Annotated in this window: 19 protein-coding genes; 14 read left to right on the plus strand and 5 right to left on the minus strand. The window is 59.9% G+C overall.

Annotation, left to right across the window (positions count from 1 at the left end):
• Nucleotides 1-97: 97 nt before the first annotated feature.
• Both F617_RS0120700 and F617_RS0120705 read left to right on the plus strand, forming a co-directional pair.
• Entirely contained in the window at nt 98-2,446 is a 2,349-nt protein-coding gene (locus F617_RS0120700; RefSeq protein WP_004431729.1) for a polysaccharide biosynthesis tyrosine autokinase, read from the plus strand.
• A gap of 132 nt (nt 2,447-2,578) precedes the next feature.
• On the plus strand, nt 2,579-3,523 hold the full coding sequence (locus tag F617_RS0120705; RefSeq protein WP_026330981.1) for a glyoxylate/hydroxypyruvate reductase A: 945 nt from the start codon (nt 2,579-2,581) through the stop codon (nt 3,521-3,523).
• Between the two features lie 18 nt (nt 3,524-3,541).
• Here the strand turns inward: F617_RS0120705 and F617_RS0120710 are convergent, their stop codons facing one another.
• Nucleotides 3,542-6,517, minus strand: coding sequence for a PAS domain-containing protein (locus F617_RS0120710; protein WP_013762051.1), 2,976 nt, complete (start codon nt 6,515-6,517; stop codon nt 3,542-3,544).
• 317 nt (nt 6,518-6,834) lie between these two features.
• Here F617_RS0120710 and F617_RS0120715 point away from each other — a divergent pair, with 317 nt between their 5' ends.
• The 3 genes from F617_RS0120715 (at nt 6,835) to F617_RS0120725 (ending at nt 9,891) form a co-directional block, all read left to right on the plus strand.
• On the plus strand, nt 6,835-7,833 hold the full coding sequence (locus tag F617_RS0120715; RefSeq protein ID WP_004431723.1) for an ABC transporter substrate-binding protein: 999 nt from the start codon (nt 6,835-6,837) through the stop codon (nt 7,831-7,833).
• Nucleotides 7,834-7,955: 122 nt separating this feature from the next.
• Nucleotides 7,956-8,843, plus strand: coding sequence for a proline/glycine betaine ABC transporter permease (locus tag F617_RS0120720; RefSeq protein WP_004431720.1), 888 nt, complete (start codon nt 7,956-7,958; stop codon nt 8,841-8,843).
• Complete coding sequence (locus F617_RS0120725; protein WP_019566551.1) at nt 8,836-9,891, plus strand: glycine betaine/L-proline ABC transporter ATP-binding protein; 1,056 nt, start codon at nt 8,836-8,838, stop codon at nt 9,889-9,891. Before F617_RS0120720 ends, F617_RS0120725 begins: the two co-directional genes overlap by 8 nt.
• On the opposite strand, the gene F617_RS0120730 is transcribed toward F617_RS0120725, so the two are convergent.
• The gene (locus F617_RS0120730; protein WP_019566552.1) at nt 9,888-11,117 is read right to left on the minus strand and encodes a TIGR03862 family flavoprotein; all 1,230 of its coding nucleotides are present in this window, start codon (nt 11,115-11,117) and stop codon (nt 9,888-9,890) included. The two genes, F617_RS0120725 and F617_RS0120730, sit on opposite strands and share 4 nt — an antisense overlap.
• A gap of 66 nt (nt 11,118-11,183) precedes the next feature.
• On the opposite strand from F617_RS0120730, the gene F617_RS0120735 reads away from it, so the two are divergent.
• The 3 genes from F617_RS0120735 to F617_RS0120745 are packed head-to-tail and all read left to right on the plus strand — an operon-like array spanning nt 11,184 to nt 13,130.
• The gene (locus F617_RS0120735) at nt 11,184-11,771 is read left to right on the plus strand and encodes a YigZ family protein (RefSeq protein ID WP_019566553.1); all 588 of its coding nucleotides are present in this window, start codon (nt 11,184-11,186) and stop codon (nt 11,769-11,771) included.
• A 55-nt stretch (nt 11,772-11,826) separates the two neighbouring features.
• Nucleotides 11,827-12,495 (plus strand): pseudouridine synthase, encoded by a 669-nt coding sequence (locus F617_RS0120740; protein WP_019566554.1) that lies wholly within the window; start codon nt 11,827-11,829, stop codon nt 12,493-12,495.
• Between the two features lie 8 nt (nt 12,496-12,503).
• A complete protein-coding gene (locus tag F617_RS0120745) occupies nt 12,504-13,130 on the plus strand; it encodes a class I SAM-dependent methyltransferase (protein ID WP_019566555.1) in 627 nt (208 codons plus the stop codon).
• Here the strand turns inward: F617_RS0120745 and F617_RS0120750 are convergent, their stop codons facing one another.
• Nucleotides 13,131-13,316 carry a hypothetical protein gene (locus F617_RS0120750; RefSeq protein ID WP_004431706.1) on the minus strand — a complete coding sequence of 62 codons (186 nt, stop codon included), beginning with the start codon at nt 13,314-13,316 and terminating at the stop codon, nt 13,131-13,133.
• Between the two features lie 188 nt (nt 13,317-13,504).
• Here F617_RS0120750 and F617_RS0120755 point away from each other — a divergent pair, with 188 nt between their 5' ends.
• Both F617_RS0120755 and F617_RS0120760 read left to right on the plus strand, forming a co-directional pair.
• Complete coding sequence (locus F617_RS0120755; RefSeq protein WP_019566556.1) at nt 13,505-14,734, plus strand: PQQ-dependent sugar dehydrogenase; 1,230 nt, start codon at nt 13,505-13,507, stop codon at nt 14,732-14,734.
• A gap of 86 nt (nt 14,735-14,820) precedes the next feature.
• Nucleotides 14,821-15,837 carry a DNA topoisomerase IB gene (locus F617_RS0120760; protein ID WP_019566557.1) on the plus strand — a complete coding sequence of 339 codons (1,017 nt, stop codon included), beginning with the start codon at nt 14,821-14,823 and terminating at the stop codon, nt 15,835-15,837.
• A gap of 3 nt (nt 15,838-15,840) precedes the next feature.
• On the opposite strand, the gene F617_RS0120765 is transcribed toward F617_RS0120760, so the two are convergent.
• Complete coding sequence (locus F617_RS0120765; RefSeq protein WP_004431697.1) at nt 15,841-16,563, minus strand: response regulator transcription factor; 723 nt, start codon at nt 16,561-16,563, stop codon at nt 15,841-15,843.
• 1 nt (nt 16,564) lies between these two features.
• Nucleotides 16,565-17,800 (minus strand): sensor histidine kinase, encoded by a 1,236-nt coding sequence (locus tag F617_RS0120770; RefSeq protein ID WP_019566558.1) that lies wholly within the window; start codon nt 17,798-17,800, stop codon nt 16,565-16,567.
• 295 nt (nt 17,801-18,095) lie between these two features.
• On the opposite strand from F617_RS0120770, the gene F617_RS0120775 reads away from it, so the two are divergent.
• The 4 genes from F617_RS0120775 (at nt 18,096) to F617_RS0120790 (ending at nt 22,560) form a co-directional block, all read left to right on the plus strand.
• Complete coding sequence (locus F617_RS0120775) at nt 18,096-19,112, plus strand: ABC transporter substrate-binding protein (RefSeq protein ID WP_004431691.1); 1,017 nt, start codon at nt 18,096-18,098, stop codon at nt 19,110-19,112.
• Between the two features lie 102 nt (nt 19,113-19,214).
• On the plus strand, nt 19,215-20,678 hold the full coding sequence (locus F617_RS0120780) for an ATP-binding cassette domain-containing protein (protein ID WP_026330982.1): 1,464 nt from the start codon (nt 19,215-19,217) through the stop codon (nt 20,676-20,678).
• The gene (locus F617_RS0120785) at nt 20,675-21,616 is read left to right on the plus strand and encodes an ABC transporter permease (RefSeq protein ID WP_004431684.1); all 942 of its coding nucleotides are present in this window, start codon (nt 20,675-20,677) and stop codon (nt 21,614-21,616) included. The genes F617_RS0120780 and F617_RS0120785 overlap by 4 nt, the downstream gene beginning before the upstream one ends.
• Nucleotides 21,613-22,560 (plus strand): ABC transporter permease, encoded by a 948-nt coding sequence (locus tag F617_RS0120790; RefSeq protein ID WP_004431681.1) that lies wholly within the window; start codon nt 21,613-21,615, stop codon nt 22,558-22,560. The genes F617_RS0120785 and F617_RS0120790 overlap by 4 nt, the downstream gene beginning before the upstream one ends.
• Nucleotides 22,561-22,588: the final 28 nt, after the last annotated feature.

The raw sequence follows: 22,588 nt of genomic DNA on the forward strand, positions 1-22,588 counted from the left end.
GCTGCCGGGGAGGCGGTCGGCACATCAATAACGGGGGGCGGGAAGCCGAGCGTTGCTCGGCTTCCCGCGTACCATTTTTAATTCACAAGGTAGGTCCATGCACCACAAGACCTTTAAATCCAGCATCGGTTTTCCGGATCCCGGCAAGGATGCCGACACATTTATTGACCTCGATCGCCTCTGGGCAGCCGTGGTGCGCCGCGCCAATGTCATTGCCGCCTCGGTCATCGCCGCTGTGGTTCTGGCCGGCCTTTATCTGGTGCTTGCAACCCCCGTTTACACCGCGATGACTCAGGTGCTTCTGGATGAAAGCCTTTCCCGTTACGCGGAAGAGGAATCGCCGGTACCTGCCGCCCAGATCGTCGACAACCGTATCGCCAGTGCCGTGGAAATTCTGAAATCCAAGGAAATGGCGCTGACCGTGGTCGACAAGGCCAAGCTCGACGAGAACGACACCATCGTCAATCCGTCGCTGTCGCCGGTCGATCTCGTGAAATCCTCCGTGCGCGGTATCGTCGATCTAATCCTGCCCGGAGATCCGCCGGCCTCCGAAGCGGCAATCCGCGCCGGACGCCGCGAAAAGGCAGCCGCCGTGCTGCAACAATCGCTGATCGTGGAGCGTGTCGGCCGCAGTTCGGTCATCGCCATTTCCACCCGTTCGACAGATCGGCAGCTTGCCGCGCTCATCGCCAAGACCTATGCGCAGGCCTATCTGACCGAACAGCTGAACGCCAATTTCGACGCCAGCGAGCGCGCTTCCGTGTGGCTTCAGGAGCGCATGAGCGACCTGAACCAGCGTGCGCAGGCCGCCCAGCTTGCCGTCGAAAAATTCAAGACGGACAATAATATCGTTTCTTCGCGTGGCGAGCTGATGTCGGAAGGCCAGTTGGCCGATCTCAACGGCCAGCTGATTGCCGCGCAGGCGGATGTCGCGACGGCTGCTGCACGTTATGGCCAATACAAATCCATCATCGACCGGGGACCGGATGCAGCCGTTGACAATGCAGTCGTTTCCGCACGGGATGCCGACAACTCGGTCATTCAGGACCTTCGCAAACGCTACATCACGATCTCTGACCGATTGCAGGGCGTCGTCCAGCAATTCGGCGCCGACCACCCTCAGGCGGTAGCGCTGGAGAGTGAGAAGAAAGAGATTGCAAGGCAGATCTTCCAGGAACTGCAGCAGGTTACGGGCAGCCTGAAGAACGAATACGACGTCTCCAATTCCCGTGTGCAATCGCTTCGCGACAATATCGACCGCGTGGCGGGCCGCAATTCGCAGGCCAATATCACCATGGTGCAATTGCGTGAGCTGGAGCAGCGGGCAACCGCTCTGCGCACACTCTACCAGTCCTACCTCGGCCGCTTCGAAGAAGCATCCCAGAAGCAGTCGCTGCCGATCGCCAAGGCCCGCATCATCTCCGAAGCGGGTCTGCCGACAGCTCCGTCCAGCCCGAAAAAGACCATGACCATGGCGCTTTCCGTCATTCTCGGCCTTATGCTGGGCGGCGGCATCGCAGCGCTTCTTGAGTTCCGGGATCGCTTTTTCCACACCGGCAACGATGTGCGCGACAATCTGCGCATGCGTTTTCTGGGCTACCTGCCCTTTATCGGGGAACGGGGTGCAGAAACCGCAAAGTCAGGCACCCCTGCCGCCACCCCCGGCAGCGAAAGCACGACCATCGACGAAAACGGTCAGGTCTCGTTCCAGAAAATGCTGCGCCTTGCCGTCGACAGCCCGCGCTCAAGCTTTGCCGAGACGCTGCGCAACGTGAAGCTGACGGCTGATGTCGTTATCCAGGAACGCCAGTGCCGGGTAATCGGCGTCATCTCGTGCCTGCCGAACGAGGGTAAATCGGTCGTGGCGCTCAATCTCGCCGGTCTGATCGCCTCCACCGGCAAGCGCACGCTTGTGGTGGATGCCGACATCCGCAACCCCGGCCTCAGCCGCATGCTGACAACGCGGCAATCCGCCGGTCTGGTGGAGGTCGTGCTTGACGAGATACCGTGGACGCAGGCAGTGAAGGTCGATACCCGCACGAAAATGGGCATCCTTCCGGTTTCCACAAGCAACCAGTTTGCCCATTCAAGCGAGCTTCTTGCCTCCTCCGGCATGCGCAAATTCATCGAATCGGCGCGTGAGGCCTGCGACTACATCATTGTCGACCTTGCACCCGTCGTTCCCGTCATCGACGCAAAAGCCTTCGCACCGCAGGTCGATGGTTTCGTCTTCGTGACGGAATGGGGCAAGACGCCGATCCAGATGGTGCAGAACCTGATGGCCAACGAACCACAGATTGCCAACAAGACGTTGGGTATCGTGCTCAACAAGACCGATATGACGGAATTGCAGCGTTATGCAGGCCCCGGTGGTTCTGAGCATTATCACGAGACATTCGCGGCCTATTACGGCGACGCCAAACCGCCGGTGAAGGAAAACGCCTGAATGGTGTAGCGGCCCGGTGCAAACCGGGCCGCTTTTTTTGCAGCTCAAATTTTGCCATCCAGCCTATGGCGTTGCCCGCAAAATTACGCATTGATGGCGACCAACCAATCGCCAGCAAGCAGGACCAGTTTCATGCCATCACCCATCGCCCTTGTTTCGCGGATGAATGCGCAAGCGGAGGCCATATGGAAGCAAGCGCTTCGCGACGCCATGCCGGAAGAGGAAATCCTCTCCTTTTCCGAATTGAGCGGGGAGCAGAAACGCGCGGTGGACTTCGCCATCGTCGCCAATCCCGATCCAGTCGACATTGCCGCCTTGCCGGGTCTTTCGTGGATTCACAGCCTGTGGGCAGGTGTCGAACGGCTCGTGCTGGAACTGGGAGACAAGGCGCCGCCGATCGTCAGGCTGAAAGACCCGGAGCTTTCACGCGTGATGGCGGAAGCCGTGCTGGCATGGACCTATTACCTGCAACGCGACATGCCGGCCTATCGCGAAAACCAGAAAAAAGCCCTCTGGCAGGAACTCGATTATCGGCATCCGGGCGAGATGACCATCGGCCTCCTCGGCCTCGGCGCGCTTGGAACGGCTGCGGCGCAACGCCTACTTCATGCAGGCTTCAACGTTTCCGGCTGGAGCCGCTCGGCCAAGGCAATCGAGGGAGTGGCAACGCTGACGGGCGATGACGGGCTGGAGGACTTGCTGGAAAAAAGCGACATTCTCGTCTGTCTGGTGCCGCTGACCGATGCGACGCGCGGCCTTCTGAATGCCGACCGTCTCGGCGCCATGAAAAAGGGAGCCGCACTCATCAATTTCGCCCGCGGAGCCGTCGTCGTCGCCGATGACCTGATCGCGGCGCTTGATTCCGGCCAGCTTTCGCATGCGGTTCTCGATGTCTTCGAACAGGAGCCGCTACCTCCCGCCTCCGCATTCTGGCAGCACCCGAAAGTGACCGTCCTGCCACATATTTCCGCGCCGACAAGCCGGGAAAGTTCCGCGAAAATAGTGGCAGGCAATGTCAAGACATGGCGTGAAACAGGCACGCTACCGGAAACGGTCGATATGACGCGCGGTTATTGAGACACGATGGCGGGCGGTTTATTCGCCCGCCATCGTGTTTGCCGTATGGGCCAGTTCGACAGCTGAGACGATCTGCTGTTCGTCATAGGGCTTGGTCAAAAGCACTGCCGTTTCCGGCGCCCCGTTCGGCAGTTGGTTGTCTCCCGTGGCAAACACAATGGCTAGTCCTGGTTTCCGGCGCAATGCCTCAACCGCCAGCTCGCCGCCCTTCATGTCCGGCAGGCCTATGTCGGTAACGAGAACATCGATCTCTTCCGTCTCGATCGCCTTTAGCGCCTGCACAGCATTTCCGGCCTCGACGACGGCAAAGCCGTTATCGGCCAGCATCTCGGTCGAATTCATCCGGATCAACTCGTCATCCTCAACAAGAAGCACGCAAACCGATCTGGTCTCGTCTCCGACGACCTGCGCGGGTTCGGGGGTTTTGGAATGACGCGGTGATGATACCGGCCTCGTCTTGGCGAGAGAAACCTGCTTGCGATTGGCGATGACATGGCGGATGCGCCGCGCCAGCGCTTCGCGCGTGTAAGGCTTGGAGAGCAGTTCCACCCCGGAATCCAGCTTGCCGCCATGCACGATGGAGTTTTCCGTATAACCGGATGTGAAGAGAACGGCGAGATTAGGCAACCTTTCCTGCGCCCGGCGCGCCATTTCCCGGCTTTTCAAAGGTCCCGGCATCACCACATCGGTGAAGATGACGTCAATCGGAATGCCGCTTTCGACCACCGTCAAACCAGCCTGCGCATCGCGGGCAGTGAGCACGCGGTAACCGAGATCGCTCAGTGTCTCGACGACGGTGCTGCGCACCTCCTCGTCATCCTCCACCACAAGGATCGTTTCCGTGCCACCCTCGACGGGGCCAGTCGGTATCACCACTTCCCTGTCCTCGTCGGCGGCGGAACGCGGTAGATACATCTTCACCGTCGTGCCCTGCCCCACCTCGCTATAGATGTTGACATGGCCACTGGACTGTTTTGCAAAACCGTAGACCATCGAAAGGCCGAGACCGGTGCCCTTGCCTTCCGGTTTCGTCGAAAAGAACGGCTCGAACACCTTTTCCAGAATGTCCGGCGACATGCCCGATCCGGTATCGGTAACAGCCAGCATGACATATTGCCCCGGCGAGACTTCCGAATGCTTGCGCGCGTAATCGCGATCGAGAACCGCATTGCCGACCTCGATTGTCAGCTTGCCGTGCCCTTCCATGGCATCACGCGCATTGATCGCCAGATTAAGGAGAGCGTTTTCCACCTGGTTGGGGTCGGCATAGGTATTCCACAGGCCGCCGGAGGTGATGACCTCAACCTCGATCGCCTCACCAAGCGAACGGCGCAGGAGATCGTCCATGCCGGTAACGAAGCGGGAGATGTTGATAACGCGCGGTTCCAGCGCCTGACGGCGGCCAAAGGCCAGAAGCTGGCTTGCAAGCTTGGCACCGCGATGAACGCCGGCCAGCGCATTTTCCAGCCGCCGTTCGGCACGCTCGTTGCCAATCACGTCCTTTGACAGCAATTGCAGATTGCCCGCGATTACCTGAAGAAGATTGTTGAAATCATGCGCGACGCCACCGGTCAACTGGCCGATGGATTCCATTTTCTGCGCCTGCTGCAACGCTCTTTCGGTCTGGCGGCGCTCGGCGATTTCCGTCTCGACCCGCGCTTCCAGCCCTTCATTCAATTGGCGAAGCTGCTCTTCCGCTCTTATGCGGTGGCGAATCTCGCGTTCCAGATTGCTGGCATGTTCTTTAAGCGTGTTCTCGGCCAGCCGCTGTTCGGTGATATCCGTGTGGACACCCACCCATTCCGCAATATCACCGGAATTGTCGAAAATCGGAACGCCACGGATCGCAAATGTGCGGTAGACGCCGTCATGGCGGCGAACGCGATGCTCCCAAATATAGGTCGCCCGCGCGGAAACGGCTTTTGTCCAGCTTTCCAGCGAATGGTCCCTGTCTTCGGGATGAACCGCTTCGACCCAGCCGAACCCCTGATACTCGTCGAAGCTCTGCCCGGTAAGTGCACCCCACGCAGGCTGCTCACCCAGCATCATGCCGTCGGCGGTATTGGTCCAAAGCACGCCGTGGACCGCATCAACAGCGGCGCGGAAACGGTTATTGCTAAGCACGATTTCGTGCTCGGAACGTTTCCGGTCCTCGATATCGATGATCAGCACATAAATGCCGTCAACCGAACCATCTGCGATATAGCGGGGAACATAACGGATTTCGGCGGCTCGCTTGCTGCCATCCGGTCTGCTGATCACCGTATCCGAAACGATCTTTTCGCCGCCGAGCGCACGATCGAGATAGGCCCTGCGCGAACTGAAGAACGCGTCTCCAACAATTTCAGGAACGCTGCGGCCGATCACCTCCTCGGCGCTGCGCCCGAACCACTCCAGATAACCGTCATTGGCGAATTTATAGACATAGTCGCGATCGACATATCCCACCAGGATTGGCAGGGCATTGGTAAGCCGGCTCAGCTCCTTGCGGCTCTGCTCCAGCGCCTCCACGGCCTTCACCTTTTCGGTGTTTTCAAGCACCGTGCACAGGACGCCGTCCACCGCGCCGCCATCATTGTAGATCGGCGTATAGAACAGATCGAAGATCACCTCTTCCGGCTGACCGTGCCGCATCAGCGTCATCGGCTGGTCGCGATAAGCCATGACCTCGCCACGAAAGCCAGCCTCCAGGATGCGGCTGTTCCAGTCCCATATCTCGGGCCAGATGCCTGGCACCGTTCCGCCCAGCGCCCGCGGGTGATAATTGCCGGCAATTTCCGCATAGCCGTCATTGTAGATCATCACATGATCCGCACCCCACATCAGCACCTGCGGAATGGGAGAGTTGACGACGGAATTGGCCTTCTGCCTCAAATTCTGCGGCCAGTCGCTAATCGGACCGAGCGATGTCTTCGACCAGTCGAAGCCACGCACAAGCTCACCCGTTTCACCGCCGCCGATCGGCCATACCGGGGCAGCACGAAGATTGGTCATTCAATATCACCACAAAAAAGAGACGAAATTTTCCGTAGTACAGAACGGAATAAATGTCCAAGAAAACAGAAACTTCTGCTTGTTGTTCACGGCTTTTCAGAAGCGCGACCGGCAAGACTGGGGAATTCGCACGCCGCAAATTTCGCAGAAGCACCCCACAAGCGTGATGATTGATTGACGATTGCCATCCTCAATACGCCAAAAACTGCCGCAAACGGAACGGCAACAAAGTAATTATTAACGCTCAATGCGGGTGCTGGCGGTCGCGGTGCCGTCAGCGCCCGGGTCTTCGCACACCGCGACCAGAGGGAACAAAAATGAAAATACTTTTGGGTGCCACAATTCTTTCCGCCGGCTTCGCCCTTACAGGCGGTGCAGCCTTTGCTGCGGACTGTGGAAACGTCACGATCGCCAGCATGAACTGGCAATCCGCTGAAGTCGCCGCCAATCTCGACAAGATCATTCTGGAAAAGGGTTACGGTTGCAGCGCTGAAATCGTCACAGGCGACACCGTACCGACATTGACCTCCATGGCCGAAAAGGGCCAGCCTGATATCGCGCCGGAGGCCTGGGTCAGCCTGCAGCCGGAAATCGTCAAACAGGGACTTGAGGGCGGCAAGGTCGTGGCCGCCGCCAAGATCCTGTCGGACGGCGCTGTGCAGGGATGGTGGATCCCGAAATATGTCGCCGATGCCAACCCCGATCTCAAGACCATTCCTGATCTCTTCAAGCATCCCGAGCTCTTCCCCTCGCCTGAAGACAAGGCAAAGGGCGCCGTCTTCAACGGCCCGCAGGGCTGGGGCGGCACCGTCGTCACCGCCCAGCTCTTCAAGGCTTTTGGTGGTGAAAAGGCTGGCTTCACCCTGGTGGATACCGGTTCCGCCGCAGGTCTCGACGGCTCGGTCGCCAAGGCTTACGAAGCGAAACAGCCGTGGGTAGGCTATTACTGGGCTCCGACCTCGCTGCTCGGCAAATATGAGATGGTGAAGCTCGGCTTCGGCACGGAATATGACTCTGCCGAATGGAAGCGCTGCACCTCGGTTGCCGATTGCGCGGACCCGAAGCCCAATGCATGGCAGGTTGACGACGTGCAGACGCTGGTCAGCAAGACCTTTGCCGACCGCGCCGGCCCGGCCATGGACTATCTGAACAAACGCGCCTGGACCAACGACACCGTTAACAAGCTGATCGCCTGGATGACCGACAATCAGGCAACCGGCGAAGATGGTGCGAAACACTTCCTGAAGGAAAACGAGGCTCTGTGGACGGGCTGGGTTTCCCCCGACGTCGCGCAAAAGGTCAAGGCTGCCCTCTAAAAGGGCGGCACGACATATGTGGTCGACAGCTTGGCCCGCCAATGGCGGCGCCCGGCCGTTTTTAAGTTCCGGAGCGCGGCGGATATTGCCCGCCGGCCCCGGTTCGTCGTGGAGAACAGGATATGGATTGGCTTTTCAAATTTCCGACCATGAATGATGACGCACTGCGTGCGTTGAAGAAAGTGATCGACGAGGGGTTTCGGGGTTTCACCAGAGCCTATGGCGGCACGATAGAGGGGCTGTTCACACCGCTCCAGAGCTTCCTCATCTGGGCGGAAAGGCTTTTGATCGGCACCCCCTGGCCGGTCGTTATTCTTATTGTCGGCGTACTCGCCTGGTTTGCCAGCCGCAGCGCCACCATTGTTGGACTATGTTGCGGTATTCTCTTTGCCATCGGCTGGTTCGGCATGTGGGAAGACACGATGAAGACGATCTCGATGATCTTCGTCTGCGCCGTGCTCTCGATCGTGATCGGTTTGCCGATTGGCATCGCCATGGCGCGGTCCAACCGCCTGCAGAGTATCGTGAACCCCGTTCTCGACGTCATGCAGACTATGCCGAGTTTCGTCTATCTCATTCCCGTCGTCATGCTGCTCGGCATCGGCCGGGTCCCGGGCGTCATCGCCGTGGTGATCTACGCCATTCCTCCGATGATCCGGCTTACCAATCTCGGCATCCGCATGGTTGACCGGGACGTGCTGGAAGCGGCAGACGCTTACGGTTCCTCGAAGCGCCAGAAGCTTTTCAAGGTGCAGCTGCCGCTTGCACTCCCCACCATCATGGCAGGCATCAACCAGACAATCATGATGGCGCTCGCCATGGTCGTCATCGCGTCCATGATCGGTGTTCAGGGCCTTGGCCAGCCGGTTCTGAAAGCCATCGCCAACCAGTATTTCACGCTCGGTGTGTTCAACGGCCTGGCAATCGTCGGCATCGCCATCATCTTCGACCGCATCAGCCAGGCCTACGGCCTTCGCCTGCAAAAACACCGGGAAGTGGCGCATGGCTAGTCAATCGATCGAAATCCGCAGCCTTTACAAGATTTTCGGCTCCAAGGCGGAGAATTACATCGACGCCGTGAAGGGCGGCATGTCCAAGGCGGAACTGAACGCCAAGCACGGCCACGTGCTCGGCCTCAGCGACATCAACATCACCATGCCGGGCGGGCAGATCACCGTGATCATGGGCCTTTCCGGCTCGGGAAAATCGACGCTGATCCGCCACGTCAACCGCCTGATCGACCCCACAGCGGGAGAAATCCTTTATGGCGGAACGGATGTCTGTCGCCTCAACGAAGCGGAACTTCTGGAATTCCGCCGCCACAAGACGGCGATGGTATTCCAGAAATTCGGCCTGCTGCCGCACCGCAACGTGCTGCAAAACGTCGTCTATGGCCTTGAGGTGCAGGGCGTCGACAAGGGCGAGCGGGAAGAAAAAGCCGACGTCTGGATCAAGCGGGTGGGGCTGGAAGGATTTTCGAGCCATTATCCGAACCAGCTTTCAGGCGGCATGCAGCAGCGCGTGGGTCTCGCCCGGGCGCTGACCAACAACGCCGAAATCCTGCTGATGGACGAGGCCTATTCGGCACTTGATCCACTCATCCGCGTCGACATGCAGACAGTGCTGCTGGAATTGCAGAAAGAGCTGAAGAAGACCGTCGTCTTCATCACCCACGATCTGGATGAGGCCCTTCGGCTGGGAGACAAGATCGCCATTCTGCGCGACGGCGAGATCATCCAGCAGGGTACGGCCGCCGAAATTGTCATGAGTCCGGCAGACAGCTATATCGAAGCCTTCGTGGAAGAGGTCAACCGTGGCCGGGTCATTCGTCTCGGCGCCATCGTCCAGCCGGAGTTTTCCGGCCAGTCGCGTCTTCAGCTCGATGCGGACATGACCGTCGAGGAAGGCTTGCGCGCGCTCGTCAGGGAGGATGTCGGCAGTGCCGTCATCATTGGCGAAAACGGCAAGTCACTCGGCTCCGTCACCACGGATGCCATCATGCGCTGCCTCGTCAGGACCACGCCAAGCGCGGAAAAAAAACTGGCCGAGGCCGGTTAGGCCAAGCCGTCGAGCCATTTGGTCATGCCCCTGGCGGCGGCCTTGCCAGTGGCAAAACAGGCGGTCAGCAGATAACCGCCGGTCGGCGCCTCCCAGTCCAGCATTTCCCCGGCAGCAAAAATGCCGGGGAGTTTTTTCAGCATGTAGTTCTCATCGATACCTTGCCAGTCAACGCCCCCAGCCGATGAAATCGCCTCGGCAATCGGTCTCGTCCGTGCAAGCGGTATCTCCGCATGTTTGATTCTTGCGGCGACCAGATCATCCGGCATCGCCGAGATATCGTGAAAGATTTCCCGCAGAAGTCCGACCTTGACGGCGGAGAGGCCCACGGCCTTCCGCAACCGGTTTGCAAAACTCTCCTTGCGGCCAAGCTTTGCCAGATCCCGGCCAAGGCGCTCCACGGTACGTCCCGGCGCCAGATCGACAGCGAGTGTCGCCTTTCCTGTGTGTTCCAGCTGGTCGCGAAGTGCGGCGGAATGGGCATAGATGACGCTGCCCTCAATGCCGTGCTGCGTCACCACGAACTCACCCTGAAACGCTCCGGCCGGGGAAATGGTGGTGACGGATTTCAACGCCTCACCGGCAAAACGCTGCCGGAAGACATCGCTCCAATCGACATCAAAGCCACAATTGGCGGGGCGGAAAGGGTTAAGCTCCACGCCTTCAGCCGCGAGTGCCGGCACCCATGCGGCATCCGAACCCAGACGCGGCCAGCTTGCGCCGCCGAGCGCCAGAAGAACGGCATCGGCCTTCATGAAGACATCGCCCTCCGGTGTCGCGAAAACCAGCCCGTCTGCGGAAAAACCCATCCAGCGATGCCGCGTCTTGATGACAACGCCGTGCGCCTCCAGCCGGGCAAGCCATGCCCGCAACAGCGGCGAGGCCTTCATGACGGTCGGAAACACCCTGCCCGACGTGCCGACGAAGGTCTCCTGCCCCAGACCTTGCGCCCAGTGACGCAGCGCGCCGGGCGTGAAATCATCGAGGGCGACGCGCAGCTTTTGCTCCGTGTCGCCAAAACGGTGGAGGAAAATGTCGTAGTCTTCGGCATGGGTGATGTTGAGACCGGATTTTCCGGCCATCAGCAATTTGCGCGCGACGGTTGGCATGGCCTCGAACACCGTTACGGCATGGCCAGCCGCAGACAGCACTTCGGCCGCCATCAGGCCCGCTGGCCCGCCGCCGACAATCGCGACCTGCCTTGCCTTCTTCAAAACCCGCTCCATCGCATCTTCACCATTGTGGCCTTATACCGATTTCCGCGCGCGAATATATGCGATATTGAAGCGCACATGTTCACGCTCGACCGACCCGTCACCTTTTCGCAGGATATCAAGAAAAGCCGCTTCATTGCCTTTGCAGCACCTGTCACTGGCGAGGAGGATGCGAAAAGCTTCCTTGCGGCGCATTCTGACTTCGACGCAAACCACAATTGCTGGGCATGGCGAACCGGCCAGACCTATCGTTTCAGTGACGACGGCGAGCCTTCCGGCACGGCGGGAAAGCCAATCCTTCAGGCTATCGATGGCCAGGCGCTGGACAATGTCGCGGTCCTCGTCATCCGCTGGTTCGGCGGCATTCTGCTCGGCAGCGGCGGCCTCATGCGCGCCTATGGCGGCACGGCGGCGGCCTGCCTTAGGCTTGGAGAGACGTCACCGGTCATCGCCTATGTCAGCGCGACCTTGAGCTGCCCGTTCTCTGATCTGGCCCTGGTAAAATCGCGCCTCGCCGCCACGCAAAACCTGCGAGTGGAAAAGGAGGACTTCACCGGCACCGGCGCGGATATGCAGCTTTCGGTTCCCGTAGAGGAAGCCGAGCGTCTGACACGGCTCATCAGCGATCTGACCAGTGGCCGCGTCAATCTTCATATTCCCGACTGATCATATTGCGGAGCAGGCATCTGGCCCCATGCCCGATTTGTGCTAAGGAAGCGCAATGTCACTTGTGCTGTCCAACCCCGTCTATAATCCGCCGCTTGAACCGTGGCTCACCATCGTGCACCGGGATGACGATCTACTGGTGCTGGACAAGCCGAGCGGACTTCTTTCGGTGCCGGGACGCGATCCCGCGCTCTCCGACAGTCTTTTGACGCGCGTGCAGAAACAGTTTCCAAAAGCACTGATGATCAACCGGCTGGACAAGGATACATCAGGCATCGTGTTGATGTCCCTGAACCGCAAGGCGCACGCGGCCGTCGCCGCCCAGTTCGAGAACCGCCAGACGCGCAAATCCTATGTCGCCGTCGTCTGGGGTGAAGTCGAGGGTGAAGAGGGCAAGGTGGACCTGCCACTTGCGATCGACCCCGACAACAAGCCCCGCCACCGGGTGGACCACGACCATGGCAAGCCGGCGCAAAGCCTTTGGCGCGTGCTGGAAAGATTGCCGCTTCCCGCCACGAGGCTCGCACTTGCCCCTCTCACCGGCCGCACCCATCAATTGCGGGTGCATATGAAGGCTCTCGGCCACCCTATCCTTGGCGATGAATTTTATGCAGAAGGTGAAGCGCTCGCCGCCGCGCCGCGTCTTATGCTGCATGCCGAGGCGGTGGGCTTTCGTCACCCGGATGGCCGCGACGTCACCTATACCGTGCCCTGCCCCTTCTGAGGCCTGCGATGAAAGAACAAGACGAAAGCTTCGTGGTGGATTTTGTTGGCGGTGCTGTCGGTCACCGTTTCCGTTCCGGCGAGGGGCGCGGACAGGCTCTGCCGAAAGCCGCGGGCTTCACCAAAGGCCGCACGCCAAAAATCGTCGATGCAACGGCAGGGCTCGGGCGCGATGCCTTTCTGCTCGCATCTCTCGGCGCGGACGTCACACTGATAGAGCGTTCACCCGGTATGCACGCCCACCTTGCTGACGGCATTCGCCGCGCATTGGAGGCGGGTGGAGCCTATGCCGAGGCTGCCTCCCGCATGACGCTGCTGCAGGGCGATTCCCGGCTTCTGCTGAAAGAACTTTCACCGGAGGTGGTGATCGTGGACCCAATGCATCCGCCGCGCCACAACACGGCGCTGGTGAAAAAGGAAATGCGGGTGCTGCGGGAACTGGTGGGATCCGATCCCGATCAGGTAGAGCTGATGGAGGCTGCGCTTGAACATGCGACGAAGCGGGTAGTTCTAAAATGGCCTCTGCGCGCCGAACAGATGCCCGGCATTCGAAAGCCTTCGCACCAGATAGTGGGAAAGAACACCCGATATGATGTCTTCATGATTTTCGGTAAATCTCTCGATCCGGAGGAATGATCAGCGGAAGTTCGGCTTGCGCTGAGCGTTCATCAAAAGCTCGTGCCGGGATGCGAATTCTCCGAACAGCCTTCTCAACCGTGTCTCCTCGGCCTTGTCCAGCCGGTAACGGCGGCAAAACTCCGCAACATTGAGAATTGGCTTGGCTCTGTTCCCGTCTATGTTCTTATTGTCGATGATCTGCATGGCGGCGCCCTCCGTGTAACCAGGAGGAAAACGTAGGCGTGGGCTTGCGGTTCCCTGTAAGTTTACATGGATGAAAAAAGAGGATGCAGCCCGTACACGGCCTCATCAAGTTTTCTTGAAACTATCGCAAGAAACGAATTCCTCCCCAAATGGTTCTCTGCCTGATGCAGACAAAGGAAGGGAGACCCATGTTCCGCAACAACCGATTTCTGAGTTCGACGATGCTATTCGCGCTGCTGGCCGTACCACTTGCCGGCGCCGCCCACGCACAGACCGCCCCGGCAGTCGAGACGAAACGGCCCAATGCGCCGGATCAGAAACCGGCTTTCGAGGGTCAGACCCGTGCGCCGCAAGCCGCCACTCAGCCGGATGTCGAAAAAACCGTCATTGCCGAGGGCCTACCGCATATCTGGTCGATGGAATTCCTGCCCGATGGCCGCATGATCGTGGCGGCCAAGGAAGGCGCAATGCACATCGTCGCAGACGGCAAAGCTGGCCCAGCGATCGAAGGCGTGCCGGAGGTAGCGTCCGACGGACAGGGCGGTCTGCTCGACATCGCGCTGGCTCCCGATTTCGAAACCTCCCGTAAAATCTTCTTCTCTTTTTCCGAGCCACGGGATGGCGGCAACGGCACCTCCGTCGCATCGGCCAAGTTGACCGAAGAGGGTGGAGCAGCAAAACTGGAAGACGTCTCGGTGATCTTCCGCCAGATGCCGACCTATGATGGCGATAAGCATTTCGGCTCCCGCCTGGTCTTCGGCCAGAACAACGAGCTCTACGTCACCGTCGGTGAACGTTCAGACGCAACGCCGCGTGTGCAGGCGCAGGACCTGTCGAGCGGGCTTGGCAAGGTCTTCCGCATTGATGCCGAAGGCAAGGCCTTCGAGGGCAACCCCTTCGCCGGCCAGCAGAACGCCCTCCCCGAGATATGGAGCTATGGCCACCGTAACCTCCAGTCGGCAGCACTGGATGGACAGGGCAGGCTCTGGACAGTGGAACATGGCCCGAAAGGCGGCGACGAGATGAACCTGCCGAAGGCGGGCCTCAATTATGGCTGGCCGGTCATCACCTACGGTGTCGAATATAGCGGTCGGTCCGTTGGCGAAGGTGCCACCGCCAAGGAAGGCATGGAACAGCCGGTTTATTATTGGGACCCCGTCATCGGCCCGTCCGGCATGGCCTTTTACGACGCCGACCAGATTTCCGAGTGGAAGGGAGCCTTCATCGTAGGCGGTCTGGTGAGCCAGGGCCTCGTCATCCTGCACATTGACGGCGACAAGGTTGCGACGGAAAGCCGATTGCCGCTGGAAGCGCGCATTCGTGATGTGAAAGTGGGTCCGGATGGCGCCGTCTATGCCGTGACCGAAGAGCGCGGCGGCGGCAACTCGCAAATTTTGCGGATCGCCAAGGCCGGCTGAGAAAGTCATGACCGGAACAGCAGGCCGCCGGAACGAAGGCGGCCTGTTTCTCGTTTCCTGCAACCTTAAACCTGCCGGAAAAAACGATGCCACAACCGCCCACCCGCCTTCTTGCCAAAATCGGACTTGCCTATGTCAACGATCAGGAGCCGGGCATAGCCCGAGAAAGGCGCGGGCGCGGTTTCTGTTACCGGTTGCCGGGCGGCGAACTTCTGTCCGATAACGTGGAGTTGAAGCGCATCAAATCGCTCGGCGTCCCGCCTGCCTACAAAGATGTCTGGATATGCATCGACCCATCCGGGCATTTGCAGGCAACGGGCTTTGATGCGCGCGGGCGAAAGCAATATCGTTACCATCCCGACTGGCACGCATTGCGCGGTGAGACGAAGTTCTTTCAGCTGAAAAGCTTCGGCAAGGCGCTGCCTGCCATCCGGCGACGCGCCATGGCTGACATTGCAAAACAGGATCACGGTCAGGACATGACACTGGCGGCCCTGACGCTGCTTCTCGATGCCGCCTATCTGCGCGTCGGCAACCGTTCTTATCTTGAAACCAACGGTACCTATGGCGCAACCACATTGCTCAAGCGCCACGTGTCCTTCGGCGAGACAATCGAATTGCGCTTTGCAGCCAAGGGCGGGCAGAAGGTGAAACGGCAATTGCGCCACCCGCGCCTTCAAAAAATCCTCGAGGAAATCGCCGATCTGCCCGGCAAGGAGCTGTTTGTCTGGCAGGACAGTGAAAACCGGGTTCACTCCGTCGATTCAAGCGATCTCAACGCCTATCTTTCCCGCGTCGGCGGACAAGGCATTTCTGCCAAGACTTTCCGTACCTGGGGCGGAACGCTTGCGGCCTTCTGTCATGCGATGGAACATGTGGCTGCGGGTGAAAAACCCAGCATCAAGGGTATGTGTCAGGCAGCGGCGACGGAACTGTCCAACACACCCGCCATTTGCCGCAAGAGCTACGTACATCCTACCGTTCTCGATATAGCGACGGAGGAGAAGGCGCAGAAGAAGCTTGGCCGTATTCTGAAGGTGGGCGCAAAGCCGGTCTCGGGCCTCAGGGCCGATGAAAGACGTCTGCTTGCCTTCCTGCCGTGATAATCAGCGGCCAGTCGCCCATTCGCCCAATTCCCGCTCGGCCCTTTCGAGCGCGCTGTAATTCAACAGCTTGCGCAGGAAAGCGACGGTGACGGCGCGGGTTCGAAGATTATAACGGCCTTCCGCCTCGTCATCACCGGCCGCCTGATGGACGTTCAGCTTTTCGTAGAGGCTTTGCAGCCGGTTCTGCACGCTGCGCAACGAAAGGTTACGGCGGCGCGCAATCGCCTTGTCCGTCAGGCCCAGCGCAACATCAACAAGGATTTCATATTCGGAATCGGTGAAGCCATGCGCCTTGCCAAGGCTTTTTTCCTGTAGGCCGCGCACTTCCCTGTCGATCACGCATTGCGCCTCGATGAAGATGCTGCGCAACGCCAGCCGCAACCGGTCGTCAGATGCTGATTTCAGCACGTAGCCATAGGCAGCACCTTCGGGCACGATGCGGGAAACACCGCGCACATAGGCCTCGTCGGAATAGTTGGACCAGAACAGGATGCGGGTGTCCGGCCGCTCCTTCCAGATGGTGCGCGCCGCCTCGATGCCGTTGCGTTCGTTCATCTGCAAATCCATGACGATATGGGCGGCGCGGTTTTCCCGCGCCAGCTTTTCGCCGGTTCTGCCGTTTGCCGCCTCCAGCACCTTGTCGCATTCCGGCAGGGCGGCTCTCACCGCCTCGTTCAGATAGGCGCGGTGTAGCGCATCGTCCTCAACGATCAGCACATCCATGTCATATTTCCTCCCGCCGGTCGAAAGCGCCTTCCGGCAACGTCACGGTAATGCGGGTTCCAGCGTCTTTGCCATTGCCACCAATATCGAATCTGGCTGAAATCAGCCGTGCCCGCGTCTTCATGTTGCCGATGCCTAGTCCACCAGAGACAGCCCCCTCGCCACGGCCGCTACCGTCATCGCTCACGGTCACCCGCAACCCGCCATCCGTTAACGACAGTGTCACCGCAATCGTTTCCGGCTGCGCGTGACGGATGGCGTTGTTGACCGCCTCCTGCACGATGCGGAACAGCGAGATGGCAACGGTCTTGTCGAGTGTCTCAACAAGACCGTCCGTCTCGTCCGTAACCGACCAGTCGATAGAAGAGCCGCTGTCGCGCACGGAGCGATCCACATAGGTCTCGATGGCCTGCACGACGCCGAACAATTGCAGGATGGAGGGTTTCGCCTCCTCAATGATCTCGCGCAGATCCTGCATGCAGTGCTGCAGGCTGCGCACCACCGGTTCCAGCATCTCGCCCGACACGTCCGGTGCGTGGCTCATCCGCTCGATGCGCCGTGCAAGCCGCGTCAGGTCCGCCAGCGTCTGGTCGTGCAAATCCATGCCGATCCGCTGTCGCTCGGCCTCCAGCGCTTCGGTCAATTGCAGGGCACCCAGCCGCAACCCCTCCTCGCGGGCATTGGCGCGCGCCTCCTCGATCGCAGACCGTTTGGCCTGTTCGGCGGCGCGGATGGCGTAAAAATAGGGCGCCAGCAAATCCGCAACCGCGCGGGCATTGGCGACATCCTCCATCGTATAGGCATCCGACTGGTGCGAGGAGCAACTGAGCGCGCCGATAATGTCGCCATGCACCTTCATCGGCACGTGCAGGCGGCTATGCAGATCAAGCTCGATGATCGGGCTGGAAAATGCGCCTTCGAAATGGAAGCGCGGATCGGCGCAGGCATCGCCGCTCAAAAGATATTCCACCTCGCCCGAGAGCACGGAACGGATGGGACTGCCGGACAGAAGGGCGGGCGGCTGGCGGCTCCAGGCGCTTGCCAGACCGCTTTCATAGGCGATGTGAAATTTGTCATCCAGCTGCTTGATGCAGACATCCATGTGGACGTGAGGAATGATATGGGTGATTTCGGTGGCGACCGCCTGAATGATCGCGTTGAATTCGAGCTGCCCGGCGAGCAGCCGCGAAATGCCCATGTAGTGATGGAAAAGAGCGCTTTTCGGCGTATCCAGCATGTGCGGACACCCTCCCAAGCGCCTGCCTTGTCAACTTGTGGCGGCGCGACCTGCCCCGTATCGGCTATTCTGCGCCCGGCGGTGGCGTTTCGTCCTGCGGGTTCCCGCATCCTTTCTGCGGAAACCCGCAGGAAGATTGCCGTTATCCGCCTGTACAAGCCAAACCTTCTTGGTCATTCTCGCTTTTACTGGGGAAAGGAGCTCCAGTGCAAAGGAATTCCGCCTGCCGCCGAGGAGATTTGCGGGAAAGCGGGTTCCGAGCTCAAAAAGGGCAAGCCACCAGGGAGGAAAATCAATGGCTTTCAGAAAGATGCTTCTGGCATCGGCCGCTGTCGCATGCGCAGCTTTGCCGATCACCGCTCACGCCGATACCTCGGCTAAAAAAATCGCGCTTTCGAACAATTACGCGGGCAATTCCTGGCGTCAGGCAATGCTGACGAGCTGGGACAAAATCACCAAGCAGGCAGTTGCAGACAAGCAGGTCGCTGCCGCTGACGCCTTCACGACAGCCGAAAATCAGGCGACCGAACAGGCGGCGCAGATCCAGAACCTCATTCTTCAGGGTTACGACGCCATCGTCATCAACGCCGCCTCGCCCACCGCCCTCAACGGTGCCGTGAAGGAAGCCTGCGACGCCGGCATTACCGTCGTCTCGTTCGATGGCATCGTCACCGAACCTTGCGCCTGGCGTATCGCCGTGGATTTCAAGGCGATGGGCGCAAGCCAGATCGACTATCTCGCCAAGGCGATGCCGAAGGGTGGCAACCTGCTCGAAATCCGCGGCCTCGCGGGCGTTTCGGTGGACGATGAAATCCATGCCGGCATCGTCGACGCCGTCGCCAAGAACCCGCAGTTCAAGATTGTCGGTTCGGTCAATGGCGACTGGGCGCAGGACGTCGCACAGCGCGCTGTCGCCGGCATTCTGCCGAGCCTTCCCGAAGTTGCGGCAGTCGTGACGCAGGGCGGAGACGGTTACGGTGCAGCACAGGCTTTTGCCGCCGCCAAACGTCCGACACCCACCATCGTCATGGGCAACCGCGAAGACGAGTTGCAATGGTGGAAGCAGCAGAAGGATGCCAGCGGCTACGAGACCATGTCGGTCTCCATCGCCCCCGGCGTTTCCACGCTCGCTTTCTGGGTGGCGCAGCAAATCCTCGACGGCAAGGATGTCAAAAAGGATTTGACCGTACCTTTCCTGCGCATCGATCAGGGCAATCTTGAGGAAAACCTCAAGAACACCCAGAAGGGCGGCGTCGCGAATGTGGAATATTCACAGGAAGACGCCCAGAAGGCCATCGCCTCCGCCAAATAGGCAGGACAATTTCCTGGACACAAGCGATTGCGGCGCTCCCTGAACGGGCGCCGCAACTGCCACCTATATTATCCAAGTTTCAGATCACTGGCGTGAATGCTCATGAATGACATCATCGAGGCGGAAGAAGTCGTTGCCGCGCGCGGCGTGAAGGTCGTGTTCGGCGCGGTAAAGGCGCTTGATGGGGCCGATCTCGTCATCCGTTCGGGCGAATGCCTGGGGCTCGTCGGCCATAACGGTGCGGGAAAATCCACCATCGTCAACGTCATCAATGGCGGGCTGACGCCGCATGAGGGGTCCATTTCCTATCGCGGCGAACAAGGCCGTCAAGGAATCGCGGCAGCACGGGCCAGCGGCGTTCGCTGCGTGTTTCAGGAATTGTCGCTCTGCCCGAACCTGACGATTAGCGAAAACGTCCGCATCATGCATGCCGCGATGAACGGGCGGAACTGGCGCGGACGTGCCCTCACCATGATCCGGCATACGCTGGACGAAATTTTTCCCGGCCACGGTATCGATTGCGAATTGACGATCGCGGAACTCTCCATCGCCGAGCGGCAGATGGTCGAAATCGCCATCAATTTCTGTCGAACCCCGGATGCGCCGAGACTGGTGATCCTCGATGAACCGACTTCCTCGCTCGATGCCGGTCTTGCGGAACAATTGATGGATTATGTTCGCAGTTTCGTGCGCACCGGCGGCTCCGTGCTGCTGATCTCGCATATTCTCGGCGAGATTCTGTCGACAGCAACCCGCATCGTGGTGATGAAGGACGGCCGAGTGGTCGCTGATCGGGCAGCGGGCGAGTTCACGACGCGCACGCTGGTGGAAGCCATGGGCAGCGTCGTCAAGGAACAGGACAGGCAAAAGGGCGAAAACCGCAAGGCGGGAGAGAAGGTGCTTTCGATGCCGGCGCGCCGGGGCGAAGGCCTCGCCTTCGAGGCTTTCCGCGGTGAGATCATCGGCCTTGCCGGTCTCGGCGGCCACGGGCAGACCGAAGCGCTACTCGATCTCTACCTTGCCCGCAACAGCAGCTGGCTGCCCGCGCGCAAGACCGACATCGCCTTCGTGGCGGGTGATCGCAGTCTGAACGGCACCTTCCCGTTGTGGAGCATCCTCAAAAACCTTTCCATCGCCTCGCTGCGGGATATTTCATCCGCCGGAATGGTGGACAGGGGCAAGGAAACCGAGCTTGGCGCGCAGTGGAAAAAGCGCATCGAAATTCGCACGCCCGACATGGGCAACAAAATCCTTTCGCTCTCCGGCGGCAACCAGCAGAAGGTGCTTTTCGCCCGTGCGCTCGCCACCACGGCCAGCACCGTGCTGATGGACGACCCGATGCGCGGCGTCGATATCGGCACCAAACAGGAGGTCTACGATATCTTGAGAACCGAAGCCTCCCACGGCCGCACCTTCATCTGGTACTCCACCGAGATGGATGAAATCCGCCTTTGCGACCGGGTCTATGTTTTCCGCGACGGCGCCATTCAGGCGGAACTGGTGGGAGAGGACATCACCGAACAGAATGTGCTGGCCGCTTCCTTTTCCGGAGAGGACCACGCATGAAACTCTCCGCCAGTGCCCTTCGTCTCATCATTCCCGCCGCCTCGCTCGCCTTCCTGCTCGCCGCCGTCTTTTACATGCAGCCACGCGCCATGAGCTATAACGGACTCAACTTGCTGTTCAATCTGGCGGTGCCGATTGCACTTGCCACCATTGCGCAGATGCTGATCATGTCCGTCAACGATCTCGATCTGTCGATGGGTACCTTCGTCAGTTTCTGCGCCTGCGTCACCGCCACCTTCCTGCAAACGACGCCACTGCTCGGTATCGCGATCTTCGCCGGTGCGATTGCGGTTTATGCGATGCTGGGCGCCATCATCCACATCCGCGCCCTGCCCTCAATCGTCGTCACGCTTGGCATGAGCTTTGTCTGGGGCGGCCTTGCCGTCCTCATCCTCCCCTCACCCGGCGGCCAGGCGCCAGCCTTCATCCGGGCGCTGATGACGGCAAAACCGCCGCTCGTGCCAATTGCCATCGTTGCCAGCATCGTGATTGCGGTCGTTGCCCACTACATCGTCATGCGCTCCTCCTTCGGCGTGCTGATGCGCGGCGTCGGCGGTAACTTCCGCTCCGTCGAGCGCTCCGGCTGGTCGGTCATCGGCATACGTGCTGCCACCTTCGCGCTGGCCGGTTTCTTCGCGGTGTTGTCGGGCATAGCGCTCGTCGGGCTAACGACATCGGCAGATGCCAATATCGCGCTTCGCTACACGCTGCTGTCGATTGCCGGCGTTATTCTGGGCGGCGGCGAATTCGTCGGCGGTCGGGTCTCGCCCATCGGTGCTGTCATCGGCGCGCTGACGCTCACCCTTGCCGGCTCGTTCCTGTCCTTCATGCGCATTTCGCCGGACTGGCAGATAGGCGCACAAGGGGCGATCCTCATCATCGTGCTGGCGCTCCGCATCCTGCTCAACCGTCTCGAAAAGCGGGAGAAAAACCAATGAACGGGCTTTCGTCTCTCTCGAAAAAACCATGGATCTGGTCGTTCGCCGCAACGGCCGCGGTCTGGATCGTTACCGTCATGTTCACCGGCGGCGCCAGCTCCTTCGGCCTGTCGCACGCAGCCCTGACCTTCGCGGCCTTTTCCGTGATCGTCGGTATCGGCCAGATGTTCGTCATCACGCTCGGGCCGGGTAATATCGACCTCTGCGTTCCCGCCACGATGACGCTATCAGGCACGCTGGCGCTCAAATTCATGGATGTGTCCGATGGTCTCATCCTGCCGGGATTGCTGATCGCCATCCTGATCGGCATCGCCATCGGCATCGGCAACTATACGTTGATCAAGCTTCTGCGCATCCCACCGATCATCGCGACGCTTTCGATGAGCTTCATCGTGCAGTCTATCGCCATCTGGTCCAACCGCGGCCTGCGGATCAAGCCGCCGGAAACACTCGCCACCTTTGCCACGTCGAGCTCTCTCGGCATTCCGAATGTTGCCCTCGTCGCCCTTGTCCTCTCGGTCATCGCCTGGCTGCTGCTCGACCGCACCTTTTACGGACGCTGGATTTCCGCCATCGGCCAGAGCACTTTCGCCGCCCGCATGACCGGCATTCCGGTGGATGGAGCACGCTTCGTCACCTATGTGCTCTGCGCGGTACTGGCGGCGATCGCGGGTTATCTGCTCGCCAGCTTCTCCGGCGGCGCAGCACTCAACATGGGATCGGAATATCTGCTGATGTCCATCGCGGTGGTGGTGATCGGCGGCACGGCGGTTGCGGGCGGCGATTCCAACGTACCCGGTATCTGGGGCGCTTCGCTGTTCATGTTCCTGGTGGTCTCGATGCTGAACACCTATGGTTTCGGCGCGGGCATCCGCCTCATCCTCACCGGCCTCATCATCATTTCCGTCATTCTTCTGGCTAGCGGCCCCAAGGCCACACGCTGAACCCCGAACGAAAAGCCCTCAAGCGGAC

This window comes from Agrobacterium sp. 10MFCol1.1, from assembly GCF_000381165.1.
In the GTDB taxonomy this organism is placed as follows: domain Bacteria; phylum Pseudomonadota; class Alphaproteobacteria; order Rhizobiales; family Rhizobiaceae; genus Agrobacterium; species Agrobacterium tumefaciens.

Coding starts and splice junctions, on each gene's coding strand:
- F617_RS0120725 (WP_019566551.1), top strand. CDS start 8,836: ATGGCTAGTCAATCGATCGAAATCCGCAGCCTTTACAAGATTTTCGGC.
- F617_RS0120780 (WP_026330982.1), top strand. CDS start 19,215: ATGAATGACATCATCGAGGCGGAAGAAGTCGTTGCCGCGCGCGGCGTG.
- F617_RS0120730 (WP_019566552.1), bottom strand. CDS start 11,117: ATGGAGCGGGTTTTGAAGAAGGCAAGGCAGGTCGCGATTGTCGGCGGC.
- F617_RS0120790 (WP_004431681.1), top strand. CDS start 21,613: ATGAACGGGCTTTCGTCTCTCTCGAAAAAACCATGGATCTGGTCGTTC.
- F617_RS0120770 (WP_019566558.1), bottom strand. CDS start 17,800: ATGCTGGATACGCCGAAAAGCGCTCTTTTCCATCACTACATGGGCATT.
- F617_RS0120760 (WP_019566557.1), top strand. CDS start 14,821: ATGCCACAACCGCCCACCCGCCTTCTTGCCAAAATCGGACTTGCCTAT.
- F617_RS0120720 (WP_004431720.1), top strand. CDS start 7,956: ATGGATTGGCTTTTCAAATTTCCGACCATGAATGATGACGCACTGCGT.
- F617_RS0120775 (WP_004431691.1), top strand. CDS start 18,096: ATGGCTTTCAGAAAGATGCTTCTGGCATCGGCCGCTGTCGCATGCGCA.
- F617_RS0120735 (WP_019566553.1), top strand. CDS start 11,184: ATGTTCACGCTCGACCGACCCGTCACCTTTTCGCAGGATATCAAGAAA.
- F617_RS0120710 (WP_013762051.1), bottom strand. CDS start 6,517: ATGACCAATCTTCGTGCTGCCCCGGTATGGCCGATCGGCGGCGGTGAA.
- F617_RS0120785 (WP_004431684.1), top strand. CDS start 20,675: ATGAAACTCTCCGCCAGTGCCCTTCGTCTCATCATTCCCGCCGCCTCG.
- F617_RS0120750 (WP_004431706.1), bottom strand. CDS start 13,316: ATGCAGATCATCGACAATAAGAACATAGACGGGAACAGAGCCAAGCCA.
- F617_RS0120705 (WP_026330981.1), top strand. CDS start 2,579: ATGCCATCACCCATCGCCCTTGTTTCGCGGATGAATGCGCAAGCGGAG.
- F617_RS0120765 (WP_004431697.1), bottom strand. CDS start 16,563: ATGGATGTGCTGATCGTTGAGGACGATGCGCTACACCGCGCCTATCTG.
- F617_RS0120745 (WP_019566555.1), top strand. CDS start 12,504: ATGAAAGAACAAGACGAAAGCTTCGTGGTGGATTTTGTTGGCGGTGCT.
- F617_RS0120740 (WP_019566554.1), top strand. CDS start 11,827: ATGTCACTTGTGCTGTCCAACCCCGTCTATAATCCGCCGCTTGAACCG.
- F617_RS0120715 (WP_004431723.1), top strand. CDS start 6,835: ATGAAAATACTTTTGGGTGCCACAATTCTTTCCGCCGGCTTCGCCCTT.
- F617_RS0120755 (WP_019566556.1), top strand. CDS start 13,505: ATGTTCCGCAACAACCGATTTCTGAGTTCGACGATGCTATTCGCGCTG.
- F617_RS0120700 (WP_004431729.1), top strand. CDS start 98: ATGCACCACAAGACCTTTAAATCCAGCATCGGTTTTCCGGATCCCGGC.